This window comes from Paenibacillus sp. FSL R5-0923 (assembly GCF_038009145.1).
Taxonomy (GTDB): domain Bacteria; phylum Bacillota; class Bacilli; order Paenibacillales; family Paenibacillaceae; genus Paenibacillus_AQ.
Genome location: NZ_JBBPAT010000003.1, coordinates 19829 through 45025, shown reverse-complemented (window position 1 = coordinate 45025; position 25197 = coordinate 19829). Strand labels below are relative to the sequence as shown.

Below are 25197 nucleotides of genomic sequence, written 5' to 3'. Positions count from 1 at the left end.
GTTGCAGTAATATTCATAAGGGCGTAGTTAAAGGCACATGTGACAAAGTTCCTATTTAATTAGTTAGCCTTGTAGTAGATTTTGTAGTTGGAAAAAGTGAGACAGAGAGAACGAAAAAACGGAGGAAAACCTAATGCGGAAAAGTAAAATTGTATGTACGATCGGACCTGCGAGTGAATCGTTGGAGAATATCAAAAAATTGATTTTGGCTGGTATGAATGTGGCCCGTTTGAATTTCTCCCACGGCGATTTTGAAGAGCATGGTGCTCGGATTAAAACGATCCGTCAAGCATCTAAGGAACTGAACAAAACTGTTGCTATCCTGCTCGATACAAAAGGACCGGAGATTCGCACAGGCAAGTTGGAAGTAGAACCGATTGAACTAGTTCAGGACGAGTACCTGACACTAACTACGGAAGAAATCCTTGGCACCCAAGAACGTATTTCCATCACGTACAGCGAGCTTCCTAATGATGTTCAAGTAGGCTCCACCATCCTTATTGATGACGGTCTGATTGGTTTGACAGTTGTCGACATTCAAGGAACTGAAATCAAGACCCGTATTGTAAACGGTGGTACGATCAAGAGCAAGAAGGGCGTTAACGTACCAGGAGTAAACATCTCCTTGCCGGGTATTACGGAAAAAGACACCAACGATATTCTTTTTGGTATCGAACAGGACATCGATTTTATCGCCGCTTCCTTCGTTCGCAAAGCTAGCGACGTTCAGGAAATTCGTGAGCTGCTTTCGAAAAACAACGCTTCTCACATTCAAATCATTTCCAAAATCGAAAACCAACAAGGTGTTGACAACCTTGATGAAATTTTAGAAGCTTCCGATGGCCTGATGGTTGCTCGTGGTGACCTTGGTGTTGAAATTCCAGCTGAAGATGTACCTTTGGCTCAAAAATTGATGATTCAAAAATGTAACGTTGCTGGCAAACCAGTAATCACAGCTACACAAATGCTGGATTCTATGCAACGTAACCCACGTCCTACTCGCGCTGAAGCAAGTGACGTAGCAAACGCTATTTTCGACGGAACAGATGCAATCATGCTTTCCGGAGAAACTGCTGCTGGTAAATATCCAGTAGAATCCGTTCTTACAATGTCCCGTATTGCTGAGAAAGCGGAGTCCGCTTTGGACCACCGTGAGATTTTCTCAAAACAACAAACTTTACAAGAAACTACAGTTACAGAAGCTATCAGCCAATCCGTTGCAATTTCCGCTTTGGATCTGAACGCTAAGGCTATTCTTTCTTCGACTGTTACAGGTCATACTGCACGCGTTGTTTCCAAATACCGTCCTAAAGCACCAATCATTGCTGTTACGACACAAGAAAGAACTATGCGTCAATTGTCCCTCGTTTGGGGCGTAACGCCAGTATTCGGTAAAGTAGCTACTTCCACAGATGAATTGCTTGAAACAGCAATCCAAGGTGGTAAGGATTCCGGTCTGGTTCAAGCTGGCGACCTAGTTGTGATTACTGCAGGAATTCCACTTGGACGTTCCGGTTCCACTAACTTGGTAAAAGTAAGCACAATCGAGTAGTACTCGACTGTGCTTTGCCTGATTCGTAGATTTTACGCAAAATAGAAGAGCTGTCTCAGATGTAGTGAAAATCTACAAATGAGGCAGCTCTTTTTTTTGTGCTGAATCCATTTATGCTGTTAGTATATACGTTTGACGCTAAAAGAGTCCCCTCGAGGGCTTGGACTGGAAGGAACCGCAACGGTGGTGTTATTCTGGACCATGATCCCTCCATTAGAAAGAGTTAACCTAGGTTGTTTTCCATTGATTCGACAGCAGTTGAAGCAGGTAGTGCCCACGCGGGCCAGCTTTGCGATGGAACCATCGACCTCAGGAGCCTCCATAATCCATTCGCCGGAGGTCTGCGGACCAGTATATCGCTGAAGCGTTCGGAAGGTCCAATTTCGGCTTAAATTCCGGAGTGTGATAGACCACTTCGTGTGGCTTATTTTTGTGATAGTACCCTTCATATGATCTCCGGGGTATACTGGAAAAGGGATTACGGTCTCGACGTCAGGTAGTATTTCCCACCAGGCGTAATAACGGGCAATCCCATTTACGAATTCATGACCTGTTCCCGTCTGAATAAGGTTGCTGTTCTTGAAGCCGTCGATGCCAATCCATGCGGAGGAATAGGTGGATTTGTGGGTTGGTTTTACGTATGGGACGGTCCATTCACCGGAAATGCGATTGAAGGCACCTTTTCTACCAGTAACAGTGTAGCCACTCCAGTTCTTAGATGACCAGCCAAAAGCAGAGCTTTGTCTATTGCTCGCATTAGATTTGTCTGTTAGACAAGGATGATTTACCATGAGAGAGTTATATTTTATGCTCAACTTGTCCACCGCCTTTATAGTACTGCTATATTAAATGCGATGATTACATATGAAGTACGGGTGTTCTGTTAAAATATAAAAATATAAAGCTGGAGGACTCATAGTACAAATGGAAAAATTATCGAAGCTGCGCGGCTTTTATCTATTTTTAGGATTGGCCGGCGGTTCATTTGGCTCTTATCTTTCGCTGCTGCTGGTCCATAATGGACTTAATAGTGGACAGATAGGTATACTAATGGCAACAGGCACACTAGTTGCAATCACCATTCAGCCGATGTGGGGGATTATCTCTGATCGGTATAATCAGACGCGTTTAGTACTTATCCTAAGTGTGGCGGTTCCGGCCTTACTAGCTGTCTTTTATCGTTCGGAATATTTCATTGTACTTCTTCTGGTGTATACGTGCTCAACGATCTTCTCCTCTACACAGGCTCCTATAGCCGATTCTTACGCGATCTCGGCGGCGAATAGAGCTGGAGCCACTTACGGTAGCATCCGGCTTATGATGAGCATTGGGGCGGCTCTGGGAGCTTATGCAGGAGGGGTGTACGTATCTACCTTCTCTGTATCCACGATATGGCTACCTTTTCTCTTTTTTAATCTGATTGCAGTCCTTATTGCGTTTACATTGCCGAAGCAGGCGGAAGAGAATCATATGATGAGGCAATCGTTTACTCAGGGGGTAAGACAACTGCTGGGGAATCGGGTCTTCCTTGCGTTTTTGGGTGGCAGCTTTCTTGTGAACCAGACGATGGCTGCTTTTGGTACATACTTTGTAATTGCTTTTCAATCGGTTGGAGGGTCTACTCGCTATGCAGGGATTGCGCTCTTTCTCGCATCGGTGACGAATGTGCCTTCCATGCTTTTTGCTTCTAAGGTGATTAAGAGGTTGGGTCGTGAGCGGACCTTGCTCCTTGGGGCTCTTATTTATGTTTTGCGGTGGGGTATTCAGGTTGCTTTTCCTTATCCATCGGTAATGATCGGAGTGCAAGTGCTGCATGGTCTTTCATTTGGGTTCTTTTATATTGCTGCAGTCGAATATGTATCTCAGATCACGTCTAACGAGATGCAGGCCACTGGCCAAAGTGTATTTAATATGGTGTTTGCAGGTTTTTCTGGCATTGTCGGTAATTTACTGAATGGATTCTTGCTCAATCAAGGCGGGGTAGAAGTAATGAATCTGTCTTGTATGTTGAGCTCTATCGCAGGAGCAATGCTGCTGTTCTATGTTGCCAGAAACTCTCGGCGCAAATTATCGACGACGCTATCTTCAGGCGGGGCCCAGGCTTAAACGCTTCCCTGCTGCTATGCTGAAAGGAGTATTTATAGATGGAATTAGAACGAGCTGGCTTGCCCAGCCGATGGTATAAGTCGACCCTGCGTGTTCGCTATCAGGAAAGTGATCAGATGGGTGTCGTGTATCATGCGAATTATTTGAACTGGTTTGAGTCTGGTCGTACGGAGATGTTTCGTCAGGTTGGTTTTACTTATCGTGAACTTGAGAAACAAGGCGTCTTACTTCCTGTCACCTCAGCAGATTTGCAATTTAAAAGTCCGGCGCGATATGATGATCTTATCTCCGTGTATGCGCGAATGACTACCTTCTCAGCGTTACGAGTCGTATTTGAGTATCAAGTGCGGAGGCTTTCGGAAGAAGAAGGTGGAAATTCAGAAGATTTATTGGCTACTCTAGGGGAGTTGCGGTCGATGGATCCACCTGGGGAGCTGCTGGTTACCGGCACGACAAGTCATGTTTGGGTGAACCGGGAATGGAGGCCTGCTAGGCTGGATAGAGCCCTTCCAGAGCTCTTTCACGCAATAAAAGAGGCGCTGCGGGAAGAAGGGGGTTCAGTATGATTAGAAGCAAATGGTTATGGGCTGGACTATTTATTATTCCTGCTGTGGAATTATTCGGTTTTATCTACGTAGCAGATCAACTTGGAGCATTTAAAACGTTGCTGCTTATGCTGACCACTTCAGTAATCGGTCTACTAATGATGCGATTTGAGGGTAAGAAAGTGCTGCAGGACAGCAGAACACATATGCAGGAGGGCCGCGTTCCTGGTCGGACGATGCTGGATGGTTTATGTATTTTTTTCGGAGGATTGCTACTGATATTGCCGGGTTTCGTAACCGATATTGTCGGTTTCACGCTAGTATTTCCATTAACTCGGCCTTTGTACCGTATATTTTTGCTGAAGTGGATTGAGAAGAAGATGAAGAATGGCACCTTCACCTTTTACCGTCGTTAGTATACTTTTTACAACAATAACAGAGCGGACCCCTGTCATTGCTGAAGGGACCGCTCTGTTTGCTATTTTACGAATTGATGATTATCGGTTCCTATCTTAATCTGCCGCTAACAATGTAGCTGTGCAAAGCTCGGAATACGCCCGCTCGATTAAAGGCGACAAGGACTACTAGGACAACGGGTCCGATGATCAGCCCTAGCATACCGAACAACTGCAGACCGGCGAACATACCAATCAACATGGCAAGGGGATCGAGTCCGATGCTGCTGGCGAGCACTTTCGGCTCAAGCACCTGCCGGGTAATAAGAATAACAGCGTAAAGTATGGATAGTCCTATCCCTAGTGCCAGATTGTCCGTCATATAAGAATATAACGCCCAAGGCAGCATCACAATTCCCACACCGAGATAAGGCAATAGATCCACAAAGCCAATCATTAAGCCGATAGCAAATGCAGACTTCACACCCAGCAGCAACAGCCCGATTACTACAATGATCGCTGTGATGGAGATCAGGATGACCTGGGCGCGAAGGTAACCGAAGAGCGCTCTGCGTAAATCTCTCCAGATATCTGACACAGGCTTCAGGAATACTGTCGGCAGCCAGCCTGTAAGTTTATCATTATGATGCTCCCAACTCGTACTAATGAAGAAGGCAGCAAGGACAACCACGATAAGAATCGTACCCATACTAGGAAGTGCGGAGATCAGTTTCAATATTACATTAAAAAATCCCGTGACCACTTGCGTGACTGCGTAACCTACAGTTTCCGTTGTTCTGCTGATATTGCTGTCAATCGTAGCATGATAGTCAGGATTGTCTCGGTAGAATTGATTAATCTGGTTGATGATGTTCTGAATGCTTGCATTCTGGCTTAAGGACATCAGAAGATCCTTCCATTGGTCGGTGTGGAGATTAAAGGTTTGCAGCAAGACGATTAATTCTTTTACGAGTCTTGTAATCATCGCGGTTAAGACTAGTGTGATTCCGCCTATGTAAAATAGCAGCGCGAGTGATACCGCAAGCCAGCTTGGTAATTTAAAGCCTTTAAGAATAAGTACTAATGGATGCATGATATATGCGAGCAGCCAAGCGAGCAACAGGGGGTATAACAGCGGAAGTAATAAATAGATTGCGAGCAGGAGGATGGAAGTTGCCAGAACGACCCACAGGCCGCGCAGCAGTCTTTTTAATACCAAACGATCCATACCGAGACCACACCTTCTTCATTCCTGCATAGACAGGGGAATAAGAGCTCGTCTTCATATATATTCATAGGATCGATTTAAAGACTAGAATGCGGGATAAATATTAGAATGGGCCGGAATCTCTAAACTGAAATGAAAAAATTGAATCAGGGGATTAGAAGTTTTTTTCTATCTCTCTGATAAAATCATTTGATGCGCTCCAAAGCTTCCACATTGTTCACATAACCGACAAAATCCAGTATGATGAATAAAGATACGAAGCATGTTGGTCATACAGCATTCCTGACGGAAATGTTCTTACACGCACTTATTAGATTTTTTAATGCTTTCAATTGGAAATGTTTTCATGGAACTAAGATTGTTTTTATACCTTGTTGGCAAAGGAGAGATATGCTATGACAGCTACCAAAGGCTTGGAAGGTATCGTTGCAACAACTTCATCCATTAGTTCTATTGTGGATGGTGTACTCACTTACCGCGGTTATGATATTGATGAACTTGCAGAACATGCTACCTTCGAAGAAACAGCTTATTTGTTATGGTTCGGCAGTCTGCCGACGGTGCCAGAGCTGGAAGCGCTCAAGCGGGATCTTAGTGCCTTCGCACAGATTCCTGAACAGGTAATCGAGCAAATGAAGCTCTATCCAAAAGACGCCAACACCATGGCAGCATTGCGGTCGGCTGTATCAAGCCTTGCTCTCTATGATGAAGCGGCTGACGATATGAGCAGAGAAGCGAACGAGATTAAGGCGGTAAAACTGCAGGCACAACTCCCAACAATTGTGGCGGCACTGTCGCGTATTCGCAAGGGGCTTGAACCAGTGGCTCCGAAAGAAGGCGTTTCTATTGCTGAGAACTTCCTTTATATGCTGTGGGGAAAAGAGCCGGACAGCGTATCTGTCAAAGCACTTGATACCGCACTTGTTCTTCATGCGGACCATGAGCTGAATGCTTCAACTTTTGCTGGCCGGGTTACAGTTGCGACATTATCCGATATTTATTCTGGGGTCACCTCCGCTATTGGTGCGCTCAAAGGCCCGCTTCACGGTGGGGCGAATGAAGCAGTTATGAAGATGCTAGAGGAGATCGGAAGTTTGGAAGCGGTTGAACCGTTTATCCGTAAGAAACTGGATAACCGTGAGAAAATCATGGGCTTCGGTCATCGAGTATATAAGAATGGTGATCCACGTGCAAAACATTTGATGAAAATGTCGCTGGAGCTTGGCACGATGAAAAATGACACCACCCTTTACGACATGTCCGTAAATATTGAACAATTGATTACCGGGCAAAAGGGATTAAGACCGAATGTTGATTTCTATTCGGCTTCTGTTTATACACAGCTAGGCATAGATCGTGAACTGTTCACTCCTATTTTTGCAATTAGCCGGACTTCAGGTTGGACTGCGCATATTCTGGAGCAATATACAGATAACCGCATTATTCGTCCACGTGCAGAATACACGGGTATGGTTGAACAGAAATACGTTCCAGTAGACGAAAGATAGAAGAGCAGCCTTGCGGGCTGCTCCTAAAGTTTAGTAGAATGAACCCTAGCAATAGTGTTTTAAATTTTTGATTTTAATGATGATGAGAGTTTTGTTCGATGCTTGTCAATGCTATTTAAATCCCACAAAACTTTAGGAGGAATACACTCAAATGTTGAAACTAGAAAAATTCGATCTACCTACAGAAGGCGAACAAATCACGATTAAAGAAGGAAAACTACAAGTTCCGAATAATCCAATCATTCCTTTTATCGAGGGTGACGGCACAGGCCGTGATATTTGGAAAGCTTCCAAGCGCGTACTTGATGCAGCAGTAACTAAAGCTTATGGTGGCACTAAGCAAATCGCTTGGTACGAAGTATTTGCTGGCGAAAAAGCTTTCAATACATATGGTGAATGGTTGCCAAATGATACGTTGGAAGCAATCCGCGAATATTTTGTGGCGATCAAGGGACCACTTACTACTCCAATCGGAGGCGGTATTCGTTCATTGAATGTAGCTTTGCGTCAAGAATTGGATTTGTACGTATGTCTGCGTCCAGTTCGTTATTTCCAAGGTGTTCCTTCTCCTGTTAAACGTCCTGAGCTGGTGGATATGGTTATTTTCCGTGAGAATACAGAGGATATCTATGCAGGGATTGAATATCAAGAAGGCTCTGCTGAAGTGAAGAAAGTCATCGAATTCCTGCAAAAAGAAATGGGAGTTAACAAAATCCGTTTCCCTGAAACTTCTGGTATTGGTATCAAACCGGTATCCTCCGAAGGTTCGAAGCGCTTGGTGCGCGCTGCAATTGAATATGCGATCAAGCACGGACGTAAGAGCGTAACGCTTGTTCACAAAGGAAACATCATGAAGTTTACTGAAGGTGCCTTCAAAAACTGGGGTTATGAAGTAGCTGAGCAAGAGTTCGGAGATAAGGTCTTCACTTGGAGTCAATATGATGTGATTAAGGAACGTGACGGTGAGGCTGCCGCTAATGCTGCTCAGAAGGATGCTGAAGCTGCTGGCAAAATCATTATCAAGGATGCAATTGCGGATATCGCGCTGCAACAAGTTCTGACTCGTCCAACTGATTTCGATGTTATTGCTACGTTGAACCTGAACGGGGATTACCTGTCCGACGCACTGGCTGCACAAATCGGCGGCATCGGCATCGCTCCTGGAGCGAACATTAACTACATTACTGGCCACGCCATCTTTGAAGCTACCCATGGTACAGCTCCTAAATATGCAGACAAAGACGTTGTGAATCCCGGTTCTGTTATTCTGTCCGGCGTAATGCTCTTGGAGCACTTGGGCTGGCAGGAAGCAGCGGACCTGATTTATAAAGGTATGGAAACTGCTATCAACAATAAGACCGTGACTTATGACTTTGCCCGTCTGATGGAAGGTGCAACTGAGCTGAAATGCTCCGCATTTGCAGACGAAATTATTAACCACCTATAGGTTAGATTAGCCAGATAACATTAGCCTTACCTTTATCATTTCTAGGAGGCGAATCTGTGGCGATCAAGCGTTATAAAATTACAGTGGTAGGCGCCGGTTTTACCGGCGCTACTACAGCTCTTATGTTAGCTCAAAAGGAACTTGGAGACGTTGTGCTGCTCGATATTCCACAAATGGAGAACCCAACCAAGGGTAAGGCGCTTGACATGCAAGAAGCAGGTCCTGTGCAGAGATTCGACAGTCATATTATAGGAACCTCAAGTTATGAAGATGCTGTAGATTCTGATATTGTAATTATCACTGCAGGGATTGCCCGTAAACCTGGGATGAGCCGCGACGATCTTGTGAATATCAATGCAGGGATTGTAAAGTCGGTATGCGAGAACGTAAGAGATGTAGCACCGGAATCCATCGTAATTATTTTGAGTAATCCGGTAGATGCGATGACTTATGCTGCATTTGAAGCGTTAGGCTTTCCGAAAAACCGCGTAATTGGACAATCCGGCGTGCTGGATACAGCGCGTTACTGCACTTTTATTGCGCAAGAACTGAACGTATCCGTTGAAGATGTACGTGGTTTCGTAATAGGAGGACACGGCAATGATATGGTACCGCTCGTTCGTTATTCTAGTGTCGGAGGCATTCCAATCGATACATTGATTCCTACGGATCGTATCGAGGAGATTGTGAAGCGTACACGTGTGGGTGGCGGGGAAATCGTTGACCTTTTAGGAAATGGTAGTGCGTATTATGCTCCTGCAGCCTCTTTAGTTCAGATGACGGAAGCGATCTTGAAGGATAAGAAACGGATCATTCCGGTTATTGCCTTGCTTGAAGGCGAATATGGTTATGACAATCTGTTTCTGGGCGTTCCAGCTCTTCTTGGTGCGAATGGGATTGAGAAGATCTTTGAACTGGAGCTTACGGCTGAGGAGAAAGCGGCTTTAGATAAGTCCGCAGAGTCCGTACGTAGTGTAACAGCAATATTATCTGTGTAGATTGTGCCAGATGAAAGGGGAGGGTCCCGAAGGCCGTGAAATGGCTTAAGGGCGCTCTCTTTTTTTATATCAACAACTTCAAAGAATGGACACCTAAGTTGCTTTTCTTATTCTAATATTATGGGTATAATTATATGTAACTATTATCACAGTTAAATTGGAGGAGATATGATATGGATTGGAACGTTTTGTTTTTCTTACATATGATCGGGACGCTGGCACTAGGATTTTACCTTGTACTGCCTTTCATCATCGGTCGTGCTGAAAAATTGTCGCCTGCAGCAAAAGAAGGTACGTTAAGTGCAGTTACTGGATTTAACCGCTTTGCACAATACGGTTTAGTGATTCAACTACTTACAGGTGGTTACATGATGACCAAGGGTGATTATTCTGTAGCATGGATGATCATTATCGTTGTATTGTTGCTAGCAATGTTTGCGCTTGGTGGTATTATGAGCAAGCCTTTGCGTCTTGCTGCTGCTGGAATTCGTGAGAACCGTGATGTCAAAGCAGAAACAGGCAAATTGCGTACGCTTAGTGCGCTGCTGTCCGTGTCATTGCTGCTGATGGTATTCTTCATGGTATTTAACGATATTATTTAATCTGTACGACTATGAGCCCGCTTCCGTAAAGGAGAGCGGGTTTTTTTGTGTGTTGAGAATATCACAGTAGTTATTTCCTAGAGAAAAAAACGTTTTCAATTACGTAGTAATAGAGTAATATAAAAATGTTTATGCGATTGGTTTAAAATTACAATTATTTTATTATCTGAGGGATTACGGGGGAGTTTGGATGGGTGTGAAGTTAAGAAGGATTGTGAGTGTAAGCTTGGGTCTCAGTTTAGTATTTAGTTCGTTGGGTTCCGTATCCGCAGCAGCAGATAGCTCGGTTAAAGACTATGAGGGTCACTGGGCGCAGCAGCAGATCGAAAGCTGGTTAGAGAAGGGCTGGTTAAAAGGATTTGAAGATGGATCGGTAAAGCCTAATCAAAGCATTTCGAGAGCTGAATTTGTTGCCCTTGTGAATCGTTTCTTCGAGATCACAAAGAGTCAACCAGTGAAATTTACTGATTTGCCTGCAAGTGGCTGGGTGTATGAGGAATTCTCCAAGGCAGTTACGCAAGGTTACATAAAGGGCTATGGCGATAAGGTTCGCCCAAATGATCCTGTTACCCGCCAGGAGGTTGCGGTAATAATCAGTATGCTGCTGAAATTGGAAGATCCAGACCCTGTCGTATTGGATCAATTCAAAGATCGGGACCAGATAGCGTCATGGAGTGAGAGCAAGGTAGCGGGAATGGTGAATCTAGGAGCAATGAAAGGATATCCTAACGGGAATTTTGCTCCATTGCAAGCTATGACCCGGGCTGAAGCAGTAGCTATATTGGAATCCTTGAATACACCAATGGGTGGTGGATTTCATATCACGCAGTCAGGAGTTTTTGGCAGCAAAGACCCTGCTCACCTAACGGGTTATGAGAGTGTAACAGTGAGTACTTATGGGGTTAACCTTCAGAACGCTGTTATATACGGGGATTTGCTTTTGGATGAAGGCATTGGAGAAGGTGAAGTATCACTAGATAATGTAACTGTAAAAGGGAAAGTCTTTGTTAAGGGTGGAGGTGTTGATTCTATACACTTCAAGAATTCTATCATAGAGCAAGTAGTCGTTCAGAGAAAAGGCGGAGTTGTTCGTCTTGTAACTGAAGGAGCAACCCAAATCAAGAGTATATTTGTACAGACTGGAGCAATTCTTAAACTAGGCCAAGGTACTACTGTGAATAAGGTTATTCTGGATGCACTCACAAAGGTAACTGGACAAGGTCAGCTATTATCTGCAACAGTGAACGATGGGGCTAAAGGGTCTTCGTTTGAGAAAAAGCCCGATCTGTTAGAGGGATCTCTGAAGGATTCCATCACTATGCCTACTCCCACCGTTACACCTACTGTAGGAGCGGCTGCTGGTGGTTCGAGCGGTGGTGGAGGCGGTAGTGGCGGGGAAACACCAACAACCACACCAACACCAACGCCAACACCAACACCAACACCGACACCTGCGGTGAATGTTCCCGAAGTGAACGGCATAACTTTAGTACAGGAGGCTGTATATAAATATACGAATGCTGCTTCTATAACTGTTAATTTAAGTAAGGTGTCGCATGCAATACGTTCTCAAACTGATCATGCAGAATATTATTTCACTACCGCACTCGAAATATCACCAGATATGGATAAAGCACGAGGATATTTTCCTTTTGATATGTTTGTAACCTTTCCGATCTATCCAGAGCATGTAAAGGATTACATGACGATAATTTTATTTGATAAGAATGGTGCACCCATTGGCTATAAGACAATAAAATTGGATCTTAATGTGAAATATACTACTCTTGATATGTCAATGGTAACTAAATATAGTGAAGGTGTAAACATTACAGGAGCGAGCAATTCGCAATACATTCAAAATAGCATCTCGATAGCTAGTGCATTTGTTCAGCAACATCCTGAAGTGAAGTACTTTACTACAACCCCAAATACAGCATTCTATATGTTGGACCCTACTAAGGATTTTAATGTAGAACATATTTCATCTACGGTAGCGTATCTTAATGAGGTTTCTAAAAGTTATAGCGCTGTTGAGTATTCGTATGAAAGTTTTGATTACGATGAATCACCATTTTATACTCAACCGAATTTTGAAGAGGAATATATGGTTCTTCTATATGACTCGGAGTTAAAGGTGTTGGGTTACTATCAGGGAAAGACTAACTTAACCGACCAACAGAAAGCAAATAATGTGGGTTTTAAGATTGGCAAGCTTCCTGCTGTAGATTTGTTAGTATTGAATGATGAGCCAGCAGTAAACTGGGTGTATGACAGATATATCAAGCTAACCGACGATCAAAAGAATCTGATTGCGGGAGATTTTATAACTAAAATTGTAGAGCTTAAGGCAAAATTGCTTCTTCTGAAGCAAAGCTAAATTTCATTAAACGATAAGGGCTGTTCCACATCGCCATTTCATGGCTTAGGGGACAGTCCTTATTTGCGTTCAAATGAACTTCAGGGTGTTTGATTCTACCTGCATTGTGGTAAGTAACTTTTCATACAGCAATTTAAAAAAATGATAAAGCCGGCGTATAAACGTATACGCTTGAGCCATCCTAAGACGATCAGTTAACTATCAATTACTTAACGAGAGGAGCTAGGATTATGTCAAACGACAAGCAAGCTACGAAAACCTTACCCCCGCAAGAACAGCATCATCAACCAGGAATTGAGAGCGAAATGAAGCCGTTGCCGAAATATGAACCGGCTAATTATAAGGCGGCAGGTAAATTGCAGGGCAAGGTGGCACTTATTACTGGAGGAGACAGCGGGATCGGACGGGCAGTGGCTGTTCTTTTTGCAAAAGAAGGCGCCGATGTAGTTATTTCATATCTGAATGAACACTCTGATGCAGAGGAAACGAAACGCCAGGTGGAGCAGGAAGGTCGCAAATGCATTCTGATTCCAGGAGATATTGGTGTGGAAACCTTCTGTAAAGATCTCATTAAACAGACGGTAGAGGGCCTCGGGAAACTGGATATTCTCATCAATAACGCGGCGGAGCAACATCCACAAGCTAAGATCGAGGATATTACGTCCGAGCAGCTAGAGCGTACATTCCGTACGAATATTTTTGCAATGTTTTATTTGACCAAAGCGGCTATGCCTCATCTAAAAGCAGGATCAGCTATCATTAATACGACTTCGATTACCGCTTATCGTGGTAGTCCACAATTACTGGACTATTCGTCAACGAAAGGAGCCATTCTGAGCTTCACGCGTTCCTTATCTACGAATCTGGCAGAGAAAGGCATTCGGGTAAATGGCGTTGCTCCGGGTCCAATTTGGACACCGCTTATTCCATCTACTTTTGATGCAAAACAGGTTAGTGAGTTCGGCGGTACGCAGCCTATGAAGCGACCGGGACAACCGGAGGAGCTGGCCCCAGCTTATGTATATCTAGCCTCCGACGATTCGAGTTATGTGACCGGACAAGTTATCCATGTAAATGGTGGCGAGGTCGTAAACGGGTAGACGCTCAGCCAACCAAACCTAGATACTTATTTAAAAAGCTCTAATTCAGGGTTAGCCGAATTAGAGCTTTTTGTATTGATCTTGGGATTTAGTTTCCAGCAGACAGCTCATCGAGCGACATTTCAAAGCTCGGAGCCATATGAGTGAGGAAATAATCCACTTCCTGTAAGCCGAGTCCGCGTAGCTTCGCACCTGTCTGCTCTTTCGCTGCTGCGAATTCACGGTTGCCCGCAGCAACCTCCCAGACACATTTTAGGTAAGCATCCAGTCGATCGGCTGCCTTAACGTAGCTGTGCAGGAGAACGTCCTCCGAATCGGGAGAACTGTCTTCTGGCTGCATGAGCTGCGTGTAAATGCCCTGAAGCTCGGGAGGAATCATACCGGTCAAGCGTTCCGCAGCAATTCTTTCCATTTCGCGGAAGCTGGTTAGTAGCCGAGGATTATTGTATTTCACTGGTGTGGCAATGTCACCCGTGAACACTTCGCTGGCATTATGGAACAGGGCCATAGTTGCTGCTCTTTCGGCGTTTAATGAACGTCCATAATGAATATTACCAATGGAACAGAGCATATGTGTGAGCAGAGCTACATGGAAAGAATGCTCAGCGACGTTCTCAGGTGCGGTGCTGCGCATTAGGCTCCAGCGCTGAATATATTGAAGCCGATATAAATAGGCGGAAAAATGGTAGTTCAATTTTAAAGTAACCCCTTTCATGAGCTGCTAGGTATGATATTATTATACTAATTGTATCAGACTTTTGATAATCTGGATCTGCTGAGAGGAGCTTGAATGAATATGCAGCATTTTGAAGACAGCATTTATAATCTAATTGTTGAAACGTCCACGAACTTGCCGGGTGATGTACGCCGGGCGGTCGCCAAGGGTCGCGCACTAGAGGACAGAGCTACCCGGTCAGGTCTTGCGTTAACTACGATTGCTCAAAATATCGGAATGGCTGAGCAGCAAGTATCACCGATCTGTCAGGATACGGGAATGCCTACATTTATCATTCACACACCTGTGGGAATCAATCAGATTGAGATGAAAAAAGATATTCACAACGCCATTGTACGGGCGACCAAGAATGGTAAGCTTCGCCCAAATTCTGTAGATTCATTGACAGGTGAGAACAGCGGAGATAATTTGGGAGCAGGTACACCGGTCATTCATTTTGAACAATGGGAAGAGGAAAAAATAGATGTCAGACTGATTCTGAAGGGTGGCGGCTGCGAGAATAAGAATATTCAATACAGCCTTCCAGCAGAATTAGAAGGATTGGGCAAGGCAGGCCGTGATCTGGACGGAATTCGTAAATGTATTTTACATGCTGTTTATCAGGCACAAGGGCAAGGCTGTAGCGCTGGTTTTATTGGTGTTGGTATCGGCGGCGACCGCACAACTGGCTATGAGCTGGCTAAGAAGCAGCTGTTCCGCAAAGTGGAGGATGTTAATCCAATAGAGGATCTCAGCAAGCTGGAAGACTACATCATGGAGAATGCCAATAAGTTGGGTATTGGAACGATGGGCTTTGGTGGGGAAGTTTCGCTGTTTGGTTGTAAGGTCGGCGTTATGAATCGTTTGCCAGCCAGCTTTTTCGTATCTGTTGCCTACAACTGTTGGGCTTTCCGTCGCCAAGGTGTGCTGGTTGATCCGTCAACAGGCAATATAGAGGACTGGTTGTACGAGAGTGGTACAGGGATTTCGGTTGATGATGGACGGGACCAGGCGTCGGAAACAGAAGTGGCAGATACAGATGCAGGTGAAGATAATGCAGCTACTGGATCTCGCGAAGTCCGCCTGACCACACCGATAAGTGAAGAGGATATCCGTAGTTTACGAGTTGGGGATGTAGTGATTTTATCCGGCGAAATGCATACGGGCCGCGATGCACTTCATAAATATCTAATGGATCATGAGGCTCCGGTGGATTTGAACGGTGCAGTTATCTATCACTGTGGTCCTGTAATGATGAAGGACGAGGAAGGCTGGCATGTTAAAGCAGCAGGCCCGACTACTAGTATCCGTGAAGAGCCCTATCAAGGCGATATTATCAAAAAATTTGGAATTCGTGCCGTCATCGGAAAAGGTGGAATGGGTCCTAAAACGTTAAAAGCTCTTCAGGAGCACGGGGGCGTATATCTCAATGCGATTGGTGGCGCTGCACAGTATTATGCGGAATGCATCAAGAAGGTAAATGCTGTTGATTTTATGGAATTTGGCATTCCTGAAGCAATGTGGCATTTGGATGTGGATGGTTTCGCTGCTATTGTAACGATGGATGCCCATGGCAACAGTCTGCACGCAGATGTAGAGAAAGATTCCGCAGCAAAATTAACTCAGTTTAAAGAACCTGTATTTAAATAAGTCGGGTACAGTCCGGTGAAATAGTCATAAAGTGGGGACATCCGCTGCTATGGCTTTTTCTCCGGTTTTATCGAAAATATAAGAATTTATATGTTCCACGCTATAATCTATCCTTATATTCCTCGTGTAATCACTTAGCGTCTATATAGATAGGGACGCCGAAGGTGTTTATGCTTGTCTAAAGGAGGTTTACGAATGGTACCACATTATATTAGAAATGGTCTTCTTAACGTTACTCCGTATTTTATCGTGGCTGGTGCAGATCAATTGATTGATTTTGTTGTGAACTGTTTTGATGCAAGAATTAATGATATGCTGCGGAATGATGAAGGCAAGATTAGACATGCAGAACTTAGAATAGGAGATTCGATCATCGAGGTTTCCGAGGCTAATGAGAAATATTCACCAGTACAGCTCGCTATTCATCTATATGTAAGAAATGTGGATGAGACCTTTCGTAAGTGCTTGGATGCCGGGGCATCCATCATTGAAGAACCATTAGATAAGCCTTATGGGGAAAGAGGAGCGGGTATTAGAGATACTCAGGGCAATCAGTGGTTTCTTGCAACCTGTATAGAATGAAATCATGATATTTTACAAAAGTAATACAAAGTAACAGTCCAGAGATAATCAACTTGGGCTGTTATTTTTATATAATCTATTATAGTAGGGATTTATGTCACGAAAATAGTAGCACTGGTTTTTTGATGAAAATGAAGTTAGGATAAAAGATACAATGAAAAAGGGAGAGGCACACTTCAGATGAAACCGTTTCGCGCTCGTCTTACGTTTATACTTATGGCCTTAATCGGTATTTCCATGATTGGCACTGGATTTACGATGGCTCATCTGTTTAAGAGCTCCCATATAGCTGCTCTCGAAGAGAACATGTCCCGGGAAATAAATTTACTCGCAGGCACATTGGAATTTGTAGATATGAACGCCACCAATGCCATTCCGTATTACACGGAGCAGGCAGAGCATGTCGCCGAGCTTCTAGACTCCCGGATTACTTTTATCAGTAAGTCAGGTGAAGTTTTAGGGGATTCAGAGAAAAATCCTCTGGAGATGGACAATCACGCCAATCGTGAAGAGGAGATTGTTGCGGCTAAAGAGGGGACTGGACGAGCCATTCGTTACAGCGAAACTTTAGATCGCGAGATGTTATATGTAGCTGAGCGGGTGACCTCAGATCATGGTTTTGACGGTTACATTCGGGTCTCGATGGGACTGGATGCAGTAACGGAAGGGCTTAACCGTGCTTGGATGATTATGGCTGGGGGGTTAGTTGTTTTGTTCCTGGCAGCAACTATTGTCAGCTACAAAGTGGCATCGAGCATGACTTCACCGCTTGAACAAATCACGAGAGTCGCGCGGCGTATTACAGATCTTGATTATGATGCAAGAGTCCATTTGAAGCGTAAAGATGAGGTCGGGCAGCTGGCGACAGCGATAAATGCCATGGCTGACAGTCTTCAAGCTCAGCTTAAGACTATTCGTGATAATGAGGATCTGCTGCAAAGCGTACTGGACAACATGACTGGCGGCATCATAATGATCAATGCGGACGAAGAAATTGCCCTGCTGAACCGAGCCTCAGAGCGGATGCTGGATGTTAGCAACAGTGAAATGGCGGGTCATTCGTACAAGGAGCTAAAGCGTCATTATGAGTTAACACGTCTGCTTGAAGAAGGGGTATCGAATAAAGAACCGCTCCATGAAGAACGAAGTATTTACAATCCGAGAGAGCGGATTGTACGTATGGACGCAGTACCTATGATCCAGGACGGGACGTATAGAGGCATGCTCTTCCTGCTGCAGGAAGTAACAGAGATTCGTCGCCTGGAGCGGATGCGAAGTGAATTTGTCGCTAACGTATCCCATGAATTGAAGACGCCGGTTGCCGCTGTTAAAGGATTTGCCGAGACCTTGCTGGGTGGTGGGGTTAAGGATGAGAAGACAGCCCGTTCCTTCTTGCAAATTATTTATGATGAGAACGAACGCTTAAATCGATTGATTGGAGATATTCTGGAATTATCTAAAATCGAATCTAAACGTGTGCAGCTCGATTGCTCACCTGTTCATATCATTGAATTCTTTGATTCCGTGCTGGGAACCATTAGCAAAGTGGCTGAGAAGAAAAGTATTAGTCTTAACGTAGAGGTTCCTGAGGAGCTGTTCATTGAGGCCGATGAAGATAAACTACGTCAAATTTTTATGAATCTGCTCTCCAATGCGATTAATTACACGCATGAAGGGGGTAGCGTAAAAGTCTACGTTAAGAATATACTGAAGCCAGATGGTTCAGAGAATGTCCAATTTACCGTTACCGATACAGGGATGGGGATTCCCAAAAAGGATCTGCCGCGCATTTTCGAACGTTTTTATCGAGTGGATAAAGCAAGATCAAGAAGTTCCGGTGGAACGGGGTTGGGACTGTCTATTGTGAAGCACTTGATAGATCTGCACCATGGTGTGATTTCGGTTAAAAGTGATCTGGGGATCGGAAGTTCATTTATTATTGAGTTGCCGCTCTTGCAGGAAGAAAAGGTGGATTAGATTTTTGTAAATTCATCTTATTGATTTTACACCAAGTTAACATTGTGGTGATATGATTGTTTTGTTGTTGCTTTGTAAAAATCAAACTATATGGAAGACGGGGGAACCTATGGCTCAACGATTGCTTGTCATTGAAGACGAACCGACACTGGCCCGGCTGCTGTCCTATAACTTAACGCAGGAAGGTTACGAGGTAACAGTAGAGGATCATGGTACGGCAGGATATGATCGTGCGACGAGGGAACCTTTTGACTTGATCGTATTAGATCTGATGTTGCCAGGTATGAATGGCATTGACATCCTTGATAAATTGCGTGGACAAGGTATCCGAACACCTATTATTGTGTTGACCGCTAAAAATGCGGAAGAAGATGTAGTTAGAGGGCTGAAATCAGGTGCTGATGATTATATAACCAAACCATTCGGCGTCTCTGAACTGCTCGCTAGAGTAAGTGCTGTACTTCGGAGGATTTCTGGACTTGCTGAGGAAGCACCGACAGAAACACCTATCTCTGCTTCTACCATTATCTTAGGTCAATTAGAGATTTACCCTGAGAGATATGAAGTCTCCCTCGGTGGTCATAGTATTAATTTACGGCCTAAAGAGTTCGAAGTGCTATTATATTTGGCTCGTAAGCCAGGGGTTGTGTTGACGAGAGATGATCTCATGAATGCTGTATGGGGCTTTGATTATATTGGTGGGCAGCGTACGGTGGACGTGCATGTGAGTTCACTTCGTAAAAAGCTTGAGCTCGATCCAGAATCCGTTCATATCGATTCGATTCGAGGCGTAGGCTATAAATTAGTGGTTAATAAAAAAAGAGCTCCGGTCATTTAGAGTGACTGGAGTTCTATTTTTTCTATACTTTTCATAAATAAGAAATGCTCGGAGTACTAGTTGGCTTCTGGGGAAATACTGTGATGTGGACCCATTCATCTCACTGATTTTACATTGCGTTAACATTTCTCTCCAACTGTATTTACACTAAAAGCTTATCATGGAGATCGAAGATGATGAGAAGGAGACGTAAACACTAATGAAATCCATCATTGACATAGAGAATCTTGATCTCTACTATGAGTCGTTCCACGCACTGAAGAATGTGAATCTGCAAATCCCGGAGAAACAGGTTACCGCTTTTATTGGACCTTCCGGTTGCGGGAAATCCACGTTGCTTCGCACATTGAATCGTATGAATGATATGATTCCTGGCACACGTATAGAAGGAACTGTAAACATCGGTGGCAAAAATATTTATAGTGATGAGGTAGAGGTGGAAAGCCTGCGTAAGCAGGTCGGTATGGTGTTTCAACAGCCGAATCCTTTTCCTAAGTCGATTTACGACAATGTAGCTTACGGTCCCCGTTTACACGGCATCCGTTCCAAAAGTGAACTGGATGAGATCGTAGAAAAAAGCTTGCGTCACTCCGCCCTATGGGAGGAAGTGAAAGATTTTCTGAAGAAATCTGCCCTTAGCTTGTCTGGTGGACAGCAGCAGCGGCTTTGTATTGCTAGAGCGTTAGCAGTACAGCCTGATATTCTGCTAATGGATGAGGCAACCTCTGCGCTCGATCCTGTATCCACTCTCAAGATAGAAGAGCTTGTTCAGGAATTAAGAAGTGAGTATACCATTGTTATGGTAACTCATAACATGCATCAGGCCGCACGTGTATCCGGTCGAACCGTGTTTTTCTTAAATGGTGTAATTGTAGAGGCGGCGGACACAGAGGTGCTTTTCTCGAACCCTAAAGATTCCCGCACTGAAGATTATATTTCCGGACGTTTCGGCTGATCAGATTTAAAAGGGTGTTCGTCCCTGGAAATGGCAAGCTGACCATACGTTAATGAGGAGGATCGCTCTTATTATGATTCGCAGAAAAGAATTTGATAAAGACTTGGAAGAGCTGCGCAGTCTGCTGCAGCAGATGGGTGAGCATGTTAAGGATGCTCTTGAAGGTGCAATTAATGCATTACAAAATCTAGATACAACGCTCGCACAGGAAGTCGTTGAAGCGGATTTACAGCTGAATGCCATGGAAGATAAAATCATGGAAATTGGCTCACGCTTAATTATTACGCAGCAGCCCGTAGCTAAGGATTTGCGCCGCATTATCGTTGCCTTCAAAATATCAAGCGATTTGGAACGCATGGGGGATCTGGCGATTGATGTAGCTAAGGCGACCATGCGTCTTCAAGGCCAACAGTTGATTAAGCCCCTTGTAGACATTCCTCGTATGGCTGAAATCGTGACAATTATGATCGATGAGGCGATCCAGTCTTACCTGGATGAGAACACTGATCTGGCTTATAAAATGGCACAGGATGATGATCAGGTCGATCAATTGTATGGTGCGATGATCAATGAGTTGTATTCTTATATGGTAACAAAGCCGGAGACAGTATCCCAAGCTATGTTATTGACACTGGTAGGCCGTTATATCGAACGGATTGGCGATCACGCTACTAACATTGGTGAAAGCGTAGTTTACCTAGTTACCGGTAGTCGTCCAGATTTGAATGAGTAGTGTTTTGCAAAAGATGTTCAGTGGCTGGTAATTACAGAGAGTGTTTGGACTTTCGGCCGCTGTTGTCTCCAGATTTATTTTATTTTAACCACCTTTAGTGGTGTAAATCCAGAGACAAAGGCGGGCGCTCTGCTCCTACAGTTCCAAACCTCTCCTCCATTACTTGCACCTTCACATCTTTTGTTTATTTTTAGGTAAATTGAGTAGCCGTCCTTATATTAGGACGGCTACTTGTTGTATAGCCGTTTCTACTTGGACAGGCCATATGTTAAGATGTAAGAAGTAAGCATGAAAAAGGCGAGGTGCACTATGGACAAGTTGATACTTATAGATGGAAATAATATTATTTACCGCGCATTCTTCGCGATGCCCCCGCTAACGAATACAGCAGGGCAACAGACGAACGCGGTGTACGGTTTCACAACGATGCTGCTCCGTTTAATTGAAGAACACAAGCCGACACATATGATTGTTGCCTTCGATGCAGGAAAAGTCACATTTCGGCATGAAGGTTATGAGGATTATAAAGGCGGTCGGCAAAAGACACCTCCCGAGCTCTCCGAGCAGTTTCCACTGCTGAAAGATTTGCTCAGAAATCTGGGTGTACCGCAGTTTGAAATTGGCAATTATGAGGCCGATGATATTATTGGAACCATTTCTCGCCAAGCAGATGAAGCAGGCCGGCAGGTTATGATCGTGTCGGGAGACAAGGATATGCTTCAACTGGCTTCCGAACATACGACCGTTGCGTTGATCCGCAAAGGTGTTACTGAGGTTGAGCTTTATGGACCAGAACAAATTCGTGAGAAATATGATTTAACACCCGAGCAGATCATCGACCTTAAGGGACTGATGGGTGATGCGAGTGATAACATTCCGGGCGTTCCGGGTGTTGGTGAGAAAACAGCGCTCAAGCTGCTGCATCAATTCGGATCGGTTGAAGGTGTATTAGCAGGAACCGGTGAGCTTAAAGGTAAAATGAAAGAAAAACTGGAAGCACACGCGGAAGACGCTGTCATGAGTAAGAAACTGGCAACCATCTATCGTGAAGTGCCTCTTGAACATTCGTGGGAAGATATGATCTTTAACGGAATCTCTGCGGATACAGCAGGACCCGCACTCGCAAAATTAGAATTCAAATCACTTCTGGAAAGGTTGTCACTTAGTGCCTATGCTCCAGTAGCTGATGGAGAAGAGGGTGCAGCGGAAGTAGAAGCTGCTACACTCGATATTTCGATCGTGAGTGAAGATGAACTTGAGGCGCTAAATGAAGCGCTCCCTAGTATTTCGGCACTGCATGTAGAATCCAATGGGGATAATCCGCATCGTGCCGAGGTGATCGGGGTAGGGCTATCTACTCTGGAGCGACATTATTATGTGCCGTTTGAATTACTACAGAAACCAGCGGCTGCGAAGCTACGCGACTGGTTAGGAGATGAGAAGGCTCCGAAGAGCGGATATGATCTTCACCGTGCTGATTTGGCACTGCATTGGCAGGGGATTGCTTTTGCAGGTGCAGCCCATGATGTGCAGCTGGCGGCTTATTTGCTGGATCCGACGGAAGCTAATCAGAACCTAAACGATCTCGCTACGAAATACGGTTTGCCAAGATTGTCACCTGATGAAGATGTATTTGGTAAGGGCGCCAAATATAAAATTCCTGAGCTTGAAATCTTAGGAAATCATGTCGCACGTAAGAGTGCTGCGGTACTTGGCATCGCCCAGAAACAACAGCAGGAATTGATTGAAACGGCGATGACCGGACTGTTCGAGGATCTCGAAATGCCATTATCACGTATTCTTGCGGATATGGAGAAACAGGGGATTGCAGTCAACGAAGGGGATCTTAAAGAATTAGGAAAAGAATTCGAAGCTCAGATTTCCAAGCTGGTCACCGAAATTTATGAAATTTGTGGCACAGAGTTTAATTTGAATTCACCAAAGCAGTTGGGCGAGATCTTATTTGTAAAACTGGGTCTTCCTGTCGTCAAGAAGACGAAGACCGGATATTCAACAGACGCAGAGGTGCTGGAAAAGTTAGCACCGTATCACGATGTGGTACGTTTGATTCTACAATATCGCACGATTGCTAAATTGCAATCCACCTATGTAGAGGGGCTGCTCAAGGAAATTTCCCCGAAAACAGGGAAGGTGCATACATTCTATCGGCAGACGATTGCTGCGACAGGACGTCTTAGCAGCCAATTTCCGAACCTGCAAAACATTCCAATCCGCTTAGAAGAAGGACGTAAAATCCGTAAAGTGTTTGTTCCATCCGAACCGGGCTGGTCCATTCTGGCGGCGGACTATTCGCAGATTGAACTACGGGTACTTGCGCACATCTCCGGTGATGAGCGGATGAAGGAAGCTTTTCTCCATGATATGGATATTCACACGAAGACAGCGATGGATGTATTTGGAGTTACCGCCGATCAGGTTGATAGCAATATGCGTCGTGCTGCTAAAGCCGTTAACTTTGGTATCGTGTACGGAATCAGTGATTATGGTCTGTCGCAGAACTTGAATATTCCTCGCAAAGAAGCCGCTCAATTTATTGAGCAGTATTTCGAGGTATACCAAGGTGTACGTCGATATATGGATGATATCGTAGTTGATGCAAGGAAACATGGTTATGTAACCACGCTGCTGGAACGCCGTCGTTACTTGCCTGAGATTAATGCGAAGAACTTTAATCTACGTTCTTTTGCGGAACGTACAGCAATGAACACACCTATACAAGGAACTGCCGCTGATATTATTAAGCTGGCGATGGTGCATATGGACAAGGCGCTATTTGAGCGTGGGCTAAAGAGCCGTATGTTGCTTCAGGTACACGATGAGCTTGTATTCGAGGTGCCAGAGGATGAAATGGAGCTCATGAAGACGCTTTTGCCGGAAGTAATGGGTGGAGCATTGCAGTTATCGGTGCCGCTTAAAGCAGAGGTAAGTTTTGGTAGCAACTGGTACGAAGCGAAATAGGCTCCCTTTAAGGTGTGCATATCAGCTATAATGTAGTTGAGGTGAAGACATCATGCCGGAATTACCGGAAGTAGAGACAGTCAAGAGAACACTGAATGATTTAGTTAATGGAAAGCAGATAGAGAGTGTAACCGTCCGGTTGGCCCGGATTATTCAGCGGCCGGATGATATTCAGGCTTTTGCCAACCTGCTCGCAGGTCATAGCATTGTTAATGTTGAACGAAGAGGGAAATTTTTGCGCATCGTGTTAGACGGTTTGGTGCTGGTATCTCATTTACGGATGGAGGGCCGTTACGGACTTTTTTCGAACGAAGATCCACTGGACAAGCATACGCATGTGATATTCCATTTTACCGATGGCACTGAGCTGCGTTACACGGATGTTCGTCAGTTTGGTACAATGCATCTTTTTCAGATTGGTGAAGACCTCCAGCTGCCTCCTCTTAATAAGCTAGGACAGGAGCCGCTGGAGCCATCCTTTACGCCGGAGAGGTTTAAGCAGATTGTATCAGGCAAAAGCACAAAAATTAAATCACTGCTGCTGAATCAGGAATATATCGTCGGCATAGGTAATATTTATGTAGATGAGTCGTTACATCGTGCAGGGATACATCCTGAAGTCAGCGCCAAAGATCTTTCGGATGAGCAACTTGATCAGCTGCATCACGCTATTGTCAGTACGCTGACGGAAGCGGTAAACGCTGGTGGTTCGTCTGTAAAATCATATGTGAATGGTCAAGGTGAGAGCGGCACTTATCAGCAACAGCTGTTGATTTACGGTCGTAAAGATCAGCCGTGTAACCACTGTGGAACGATGATTGAGAAAACGGTTGTAGGTGGCCGCGGCACGCATTATTGTCCAAGTTGTCAGCGTAAGGTTGAAAACTGAAGAGGTAATTAGGTTGGC

The 25197-nt window shown here is 44.6% G+C and carries 21 protein-coding genes; 18 read left to right on the top strand and 3 right to left on the bottom strand.

What is annotated here, in order from left to right:
• Positions 1–133: 133 nt before the first annotated feature.
• Positions 134–1552 carry a pyruvate kinase gene (gene pyk / locus MKX35_RS31115; protein ID WP_042186514.1) on the top strand — a complete coding sequence of 473 codons (1419 nt, stop codon included), beginning with the start codon at positions 134–136 and terminating at the stop codon, positions 1550–1552.
• Between the two features lie 119 nt (positions 1553–1671).
• On the opposite strand, the gene MKX35_RS31110 is transcribed toward pyk, so the two are convergent.
• Entirely contained in the window at positions 1672–2343 is a 672-nt protein-coding gene (locus MKX35_RS31110; RefSeq protein ID WP_076300919.1) for a G1 family glutamic endopeptidase, read from the bottom strand.
• A 133-nt stretch (positions 2344–2476) separates the two neighbouring features.
• Here MKX35_RS31110 and MKX35_RS31105 point away from each other — a divergent pair, with 133 nt between their 5' ends.
• From MKX35_RS31105 to MKX35_RS31095, 3 genes are read left to right on the top strand one after another with little or no spacing between them, the layout of a single operon-like run.
• Entirely contained in the window at positions 2477–3658 is a 1182-nt protein-coding gene (locus tag MKX35_RS31105) for an MFS transporter (RefSeq protein ID WP_042186520.1), read from the top strand.
• Between the two features lie 38 nt (positions 3659–3696).
• Complete coding sequence (locus MKX35_RS31100; RefSeq protein WP_076283319.1) at positions 3697–4224, top strand: acyl-CoA thioesterase; 528 nt, start codon at positions 3697–3699, stop codon at positions 4222–4224.
• The gene (locus MKX35_RS31095) at positions 4221–4619 is read left to right on the top strand and encodes an FxsA family protein (RefSeq protein WP_042186523.1); all 399 of its coding nucleotides are present in this window, start codon (positions 4221–4223) and stop codon (positions 4617–4619) included. The genes MKX35_RS31100 and MKX35_RS31095 overlap by 4 nt, the downstream gene beginning before the upstream one ends.
• 91 nt (positions 4620–4710) lie before the next feature.
• On the opposite strand, the gene ytvI is transcribed toward MKX35_RS31095, so the two are convergent.
• On the bottom strand, positions 4711–5826 hold the full coding sequence (gene ytvI, locus MKX35_RS31090) for a sporulation integral membrane protein YtvI (RefSeq protein WP_076300906.1): 1116 nt from the start codon (positions 5824–5826) through the stop codon (positions 4711–4713).
• 395 nt (positions 5827–6221) lie between these two features.
• On the opposite strand from ytvI, the gene MKX35_RS31085 reads away from it, so the two are divergent.
• The 6 genes from MKX35_RS31085 to MKX35_RS31060 all read left to right on the top strand — a co-directional run bounded on the left by MKX35_RS31085 (position 6222) and on the right by MKX35_RS31060 (position 13861).
• Complete coding sequence (locus MKX35_RS31085) at positions 6222–7334, top strand: citrate/2-methylcitrate synthase (RefSeq protein WP_042186527.1); 1113 nt, start codon at positions 6222–6224, stop codon at positions 7332–7334.
• Between the two features lie 151 nt (positions 7335–7485).
• A complete protein-coding gene (gene icd, locus MKX35_RS31080) occupies positions 7486–8781 on the top strand; it encodes an NADP-dependent isocitrate dehydrogenase (protein ID WP_042125986.1) in 1296 nt (431 codons plus the stop codon).
• 56 nt (positions 8782–8837) lie between these two features.
• Positions 8838–9779, top strand: coding sequence for a malate dehydrogenase (gene mdh / locus MKX35_RS31075; RefSeq protein ID WP_042186530.1), 942 nt, complete (start codon positions 8838–8840; stop codon positions 9777–9779).
• A 173-nt stretch (positions 9780–9952) separates the two neighbouring features.
• Positions 9953–10381 (top strand): hypothetical protein, encoded by a 429-nt coding sequence (locus MKX35_RS31070; protein WP_042125989.1) that lies wholly within the window; start codon positions 9953–9955, stop codon positions 10379–10381.
• Between the two features lie 190 nt (positions 10382–10571).
• Positions 10572–12761 carry an S-layer homology domain-containing protein gene (locus MKX35_RS31065; RefSeq protein WP_076300907.1) on the top strand — a complete coding sequence of 730 codons (2190 nt, stop codon included), beginning with the start codon at positions 10572–10574 and terminating at the stop codon, positions 12759–12761.
• 230 nt (positions 12762–12991) lie between these two features.
• Entirely contained in the window at positions 12992–13861 is an 870-nt protein-coding gene (locus MKX35_RS31060) for an SDR family oxidoreductase (protein WP_076300908.1), read from the top strand.
• Positions 13862–13949: 88 nt separating this feature from the next.
• Here the strand turns inward: MKX35_RS31060 and yfbR are convergent, their stop codons facing one another.
• A complete protein-coding gene (gene yfbR, locus MKX35_RS31055) occupies positions 13950–14555 on the bottom strand; it encodes a 5'-deoxynucleotidase (RefSeq protein WP_143759587.1) in 606 nt (201 codons plus the stop codon).
• A 102-nt stretch (positions 14556–14657) separates the two neighbouring features.
• On the opposite strand from yfbR, the gene MKX35_RS31050 reads away from it, so the two are divergent.
• The 8 genes from MKX35_RS31050 (at position 14658) to mutM (ending at position 25179) form a co-directional block, all read left to right on the top strand.
• Complete coding sequence (locus MKX35_RS31050) at positions 14658–16226, top strand: fumarate hydratase (RefSeq protein WP_076300920.1); 1569 nt, start codon at positions 14658–14660, stop codon at positions 16224–16226.
• Between the two features lie 195 nt (positions 16227–16421).
• Entirely contained in the window at positions 16422–16808 is a 387-nt protein-coding gene (locus tag MKX35_RS31045; protein WP_042186537.1) for a VOC family protein, read from the top strand.
• 180 nt (positions 16809–16988) lie between these two features.
• Positions 16989–18785 carry a two-component system histidine kinase PnpS gene (gene pnpS / locus MKX35_RS31040; protein ID WP_076300910.1) on the top strand — a complete coding sequence of 599 codons (1797 nt, stop codon included), beginning with the start codon at positions 16989–16991 and terminating at the stop codon, positions 18783–18785.
• A 109-nt stretch (positions 18786–18894) separates the two neighbouring features.
• The gene (locus MKX35_RS31035; RefSeq protein ID WP_042125998.1) at positions 18895–19623 is read left to right on the top strand and encodes a response regulator transcription factor; all 729 of its coding nucleotides are present in this window, start codon (positions 18895–18897) and stop codon (positions 19621–19623) included.
• Positions 19624–19822: 199 nt separating this feature from the next.
• Positions 19823–20578, top strand: coding sequence for a phosphate ABC transporter ATP-binding protein PstB (gene pstB, locus MKX35_RS31030; protein WP_042186541.1), 756 nt, complete (start codon positions 19823–19825; stop codon positions 20576–20578).
• Between the two features lie 73 nt (positions 20579–20651).
• On the top strand, positions 20652–21311 hold the full coding sequence (phoU, locus tag MKX35_RS31025) for a phosphate signaling complex protein PhoU (protein ID WP_042186547.1): 660 nt from the start codon (positions 20652–20654) through the stop codon (positions 21309–21311).
• Positions 21312–21620: 309 nt separating this feature from the next.
• Positions 21621–24290 (top strand): DNA polymerase I, encoded by a 2670-nt coding sequence (gene polA, locus MKX35_RS31020; protein WP_042186549.1) that lies wholly within the window; start codon positions 21621–21623, stop codon positions 24288–24290.
• 52 nt (positions 24291–24342) lie between these two features.
• Positions 24343–25179 (top strand): DNA-formamidopyrimidine glycosylase, encoded by an 837-nt coding sequence (gene mutM / locus MKX35_RS31015; RefSeq protein ID WP_042186551.1) that lies wholly within the window; start codon positions 24343–24345, stop codon positions 25177–25179.
• Positions 25180–25197: the final 18 nt, after the last annotated feature.

Coding starts and splice junctions, on each gene's coding strand:
- MKX35_RS31100 (WP_076283319.1), top strand. CDS start 3,697: ATGGAATTAGAACGAGCTGGCTTGCCCAGCCGATGGTATAAGTCGACC.
- ytvI (WP_076300906.1), bottom strand. CDS start 5,826: ATGGATCGTTTGGTATTAAAAAGACTGCTGCGCGGCCTGTGGGTCGTT.
- MKX35_RS31085 (WP_042186527.1), top strand. CDS start 6,222: ATGACAGCTACCAAAGGCTTGGAAGGTATCGTTGCAACAACTTCATCC.
- icd (WP_042125986.1), top strand. CDS start 7,486: ATGTTGAAACTAGAAAAATTCGATCTACCTACAGAAGGCGAACAAATC.
- MKX35_RS31035 (WP_042125998.1), top strand. CDS start 18,895: ATGGCTCAACGATTGCTTGTCATTGAAGACGAACCGACACTGGCCCGG.
- pstB (WP_042186541.1), top strand. CDS start 19,823: ATGAAATCCATCATTGACATAGAGAATCTTGATCTCTACTATGAGTCG.
- MKX35_RS31045 (WP_042186537.1), top strand. CDS start 16,422: ATGGTACCACATTATATTAGAAATGGTCTTCTTAACGTTACTCCGTAT.
- MKX35_RS31050 (WP_076300920.1), top strand. CDS start 14,658: ATGCAGCATTTTGAAGACAGCATTTATAATCTAATTGTTGAAACGTCC.
- mutM (WP_042186551.1), top strand. CDS start 24,343: ATGCCGGAATTACCGGAAGTAGAGACAGTCAAGAGAACACTGAATGAT.
- MKX35_RS31070 (WP_042125989.1), top strand. CDS start 9,953: ATGGATTGGAACGTTTTGTTTTTCTTACATATGATCGGGACGCTGGCA.
- MKX35_RS31060 (WP_076300908.1), top strand. CDS start 12,992: ATGTCAAACGACAAGCAAGCTACGAAAACCTTACCCCCGCAAGAACAG.
- pnpS (WP_076300910.1), top strand. CDS start 16,989: ATGAAACCGTTTCGCGCTCGTCTTACGTTTATACTTATGGCCTTAATC.
- pyk (WP_042186514.1), top strand. CDS start 134: ATGCGGAAAAGTAAAATTGTATGTACGATCGGACCTGCGAGTGAATCG.
- MKX35_RS31105 (WP_042186520.1), top strand. CDS start 2,477: ATGGAAAAATTATCGAAGCTGCGCGGCTTTTATCTATTTTTAGGATTG.
- polA (WP_042186549.1), top strand. CDS start 21,621: ATGGACAAGTTGATACTTATAGATGGAAATAATATTATTTACCGCGCA.
- phoU (WP_042186547.1), top strand. CDS start 20,652: ATGATTCGCAGAAAAGAATTTGATAAAGACTTGGAAGAGCTGCGCAGT.
- MKX35_RS31065 (WP_076300907.1), top strand. CDS start 10,572: ATGGGTGTGAAGTTAAGAAGGATTGTGAGTGTAAGCTTGGGTCTCAGT.
- MKX35_RS31110 (WP_076300919.1), bottom strand. CDS start 2,343: ATGGTAAATCATCCTTGTCTAACAGACAAATCTAATGCGAGCAATAGA.
- MKX35_RS31095 (WP_042186523.1), top strand. CDS start 4,221: ATGATTAGAAGCAAATGGTTATGGGCTGGACTATTTATTATTCCTGCT.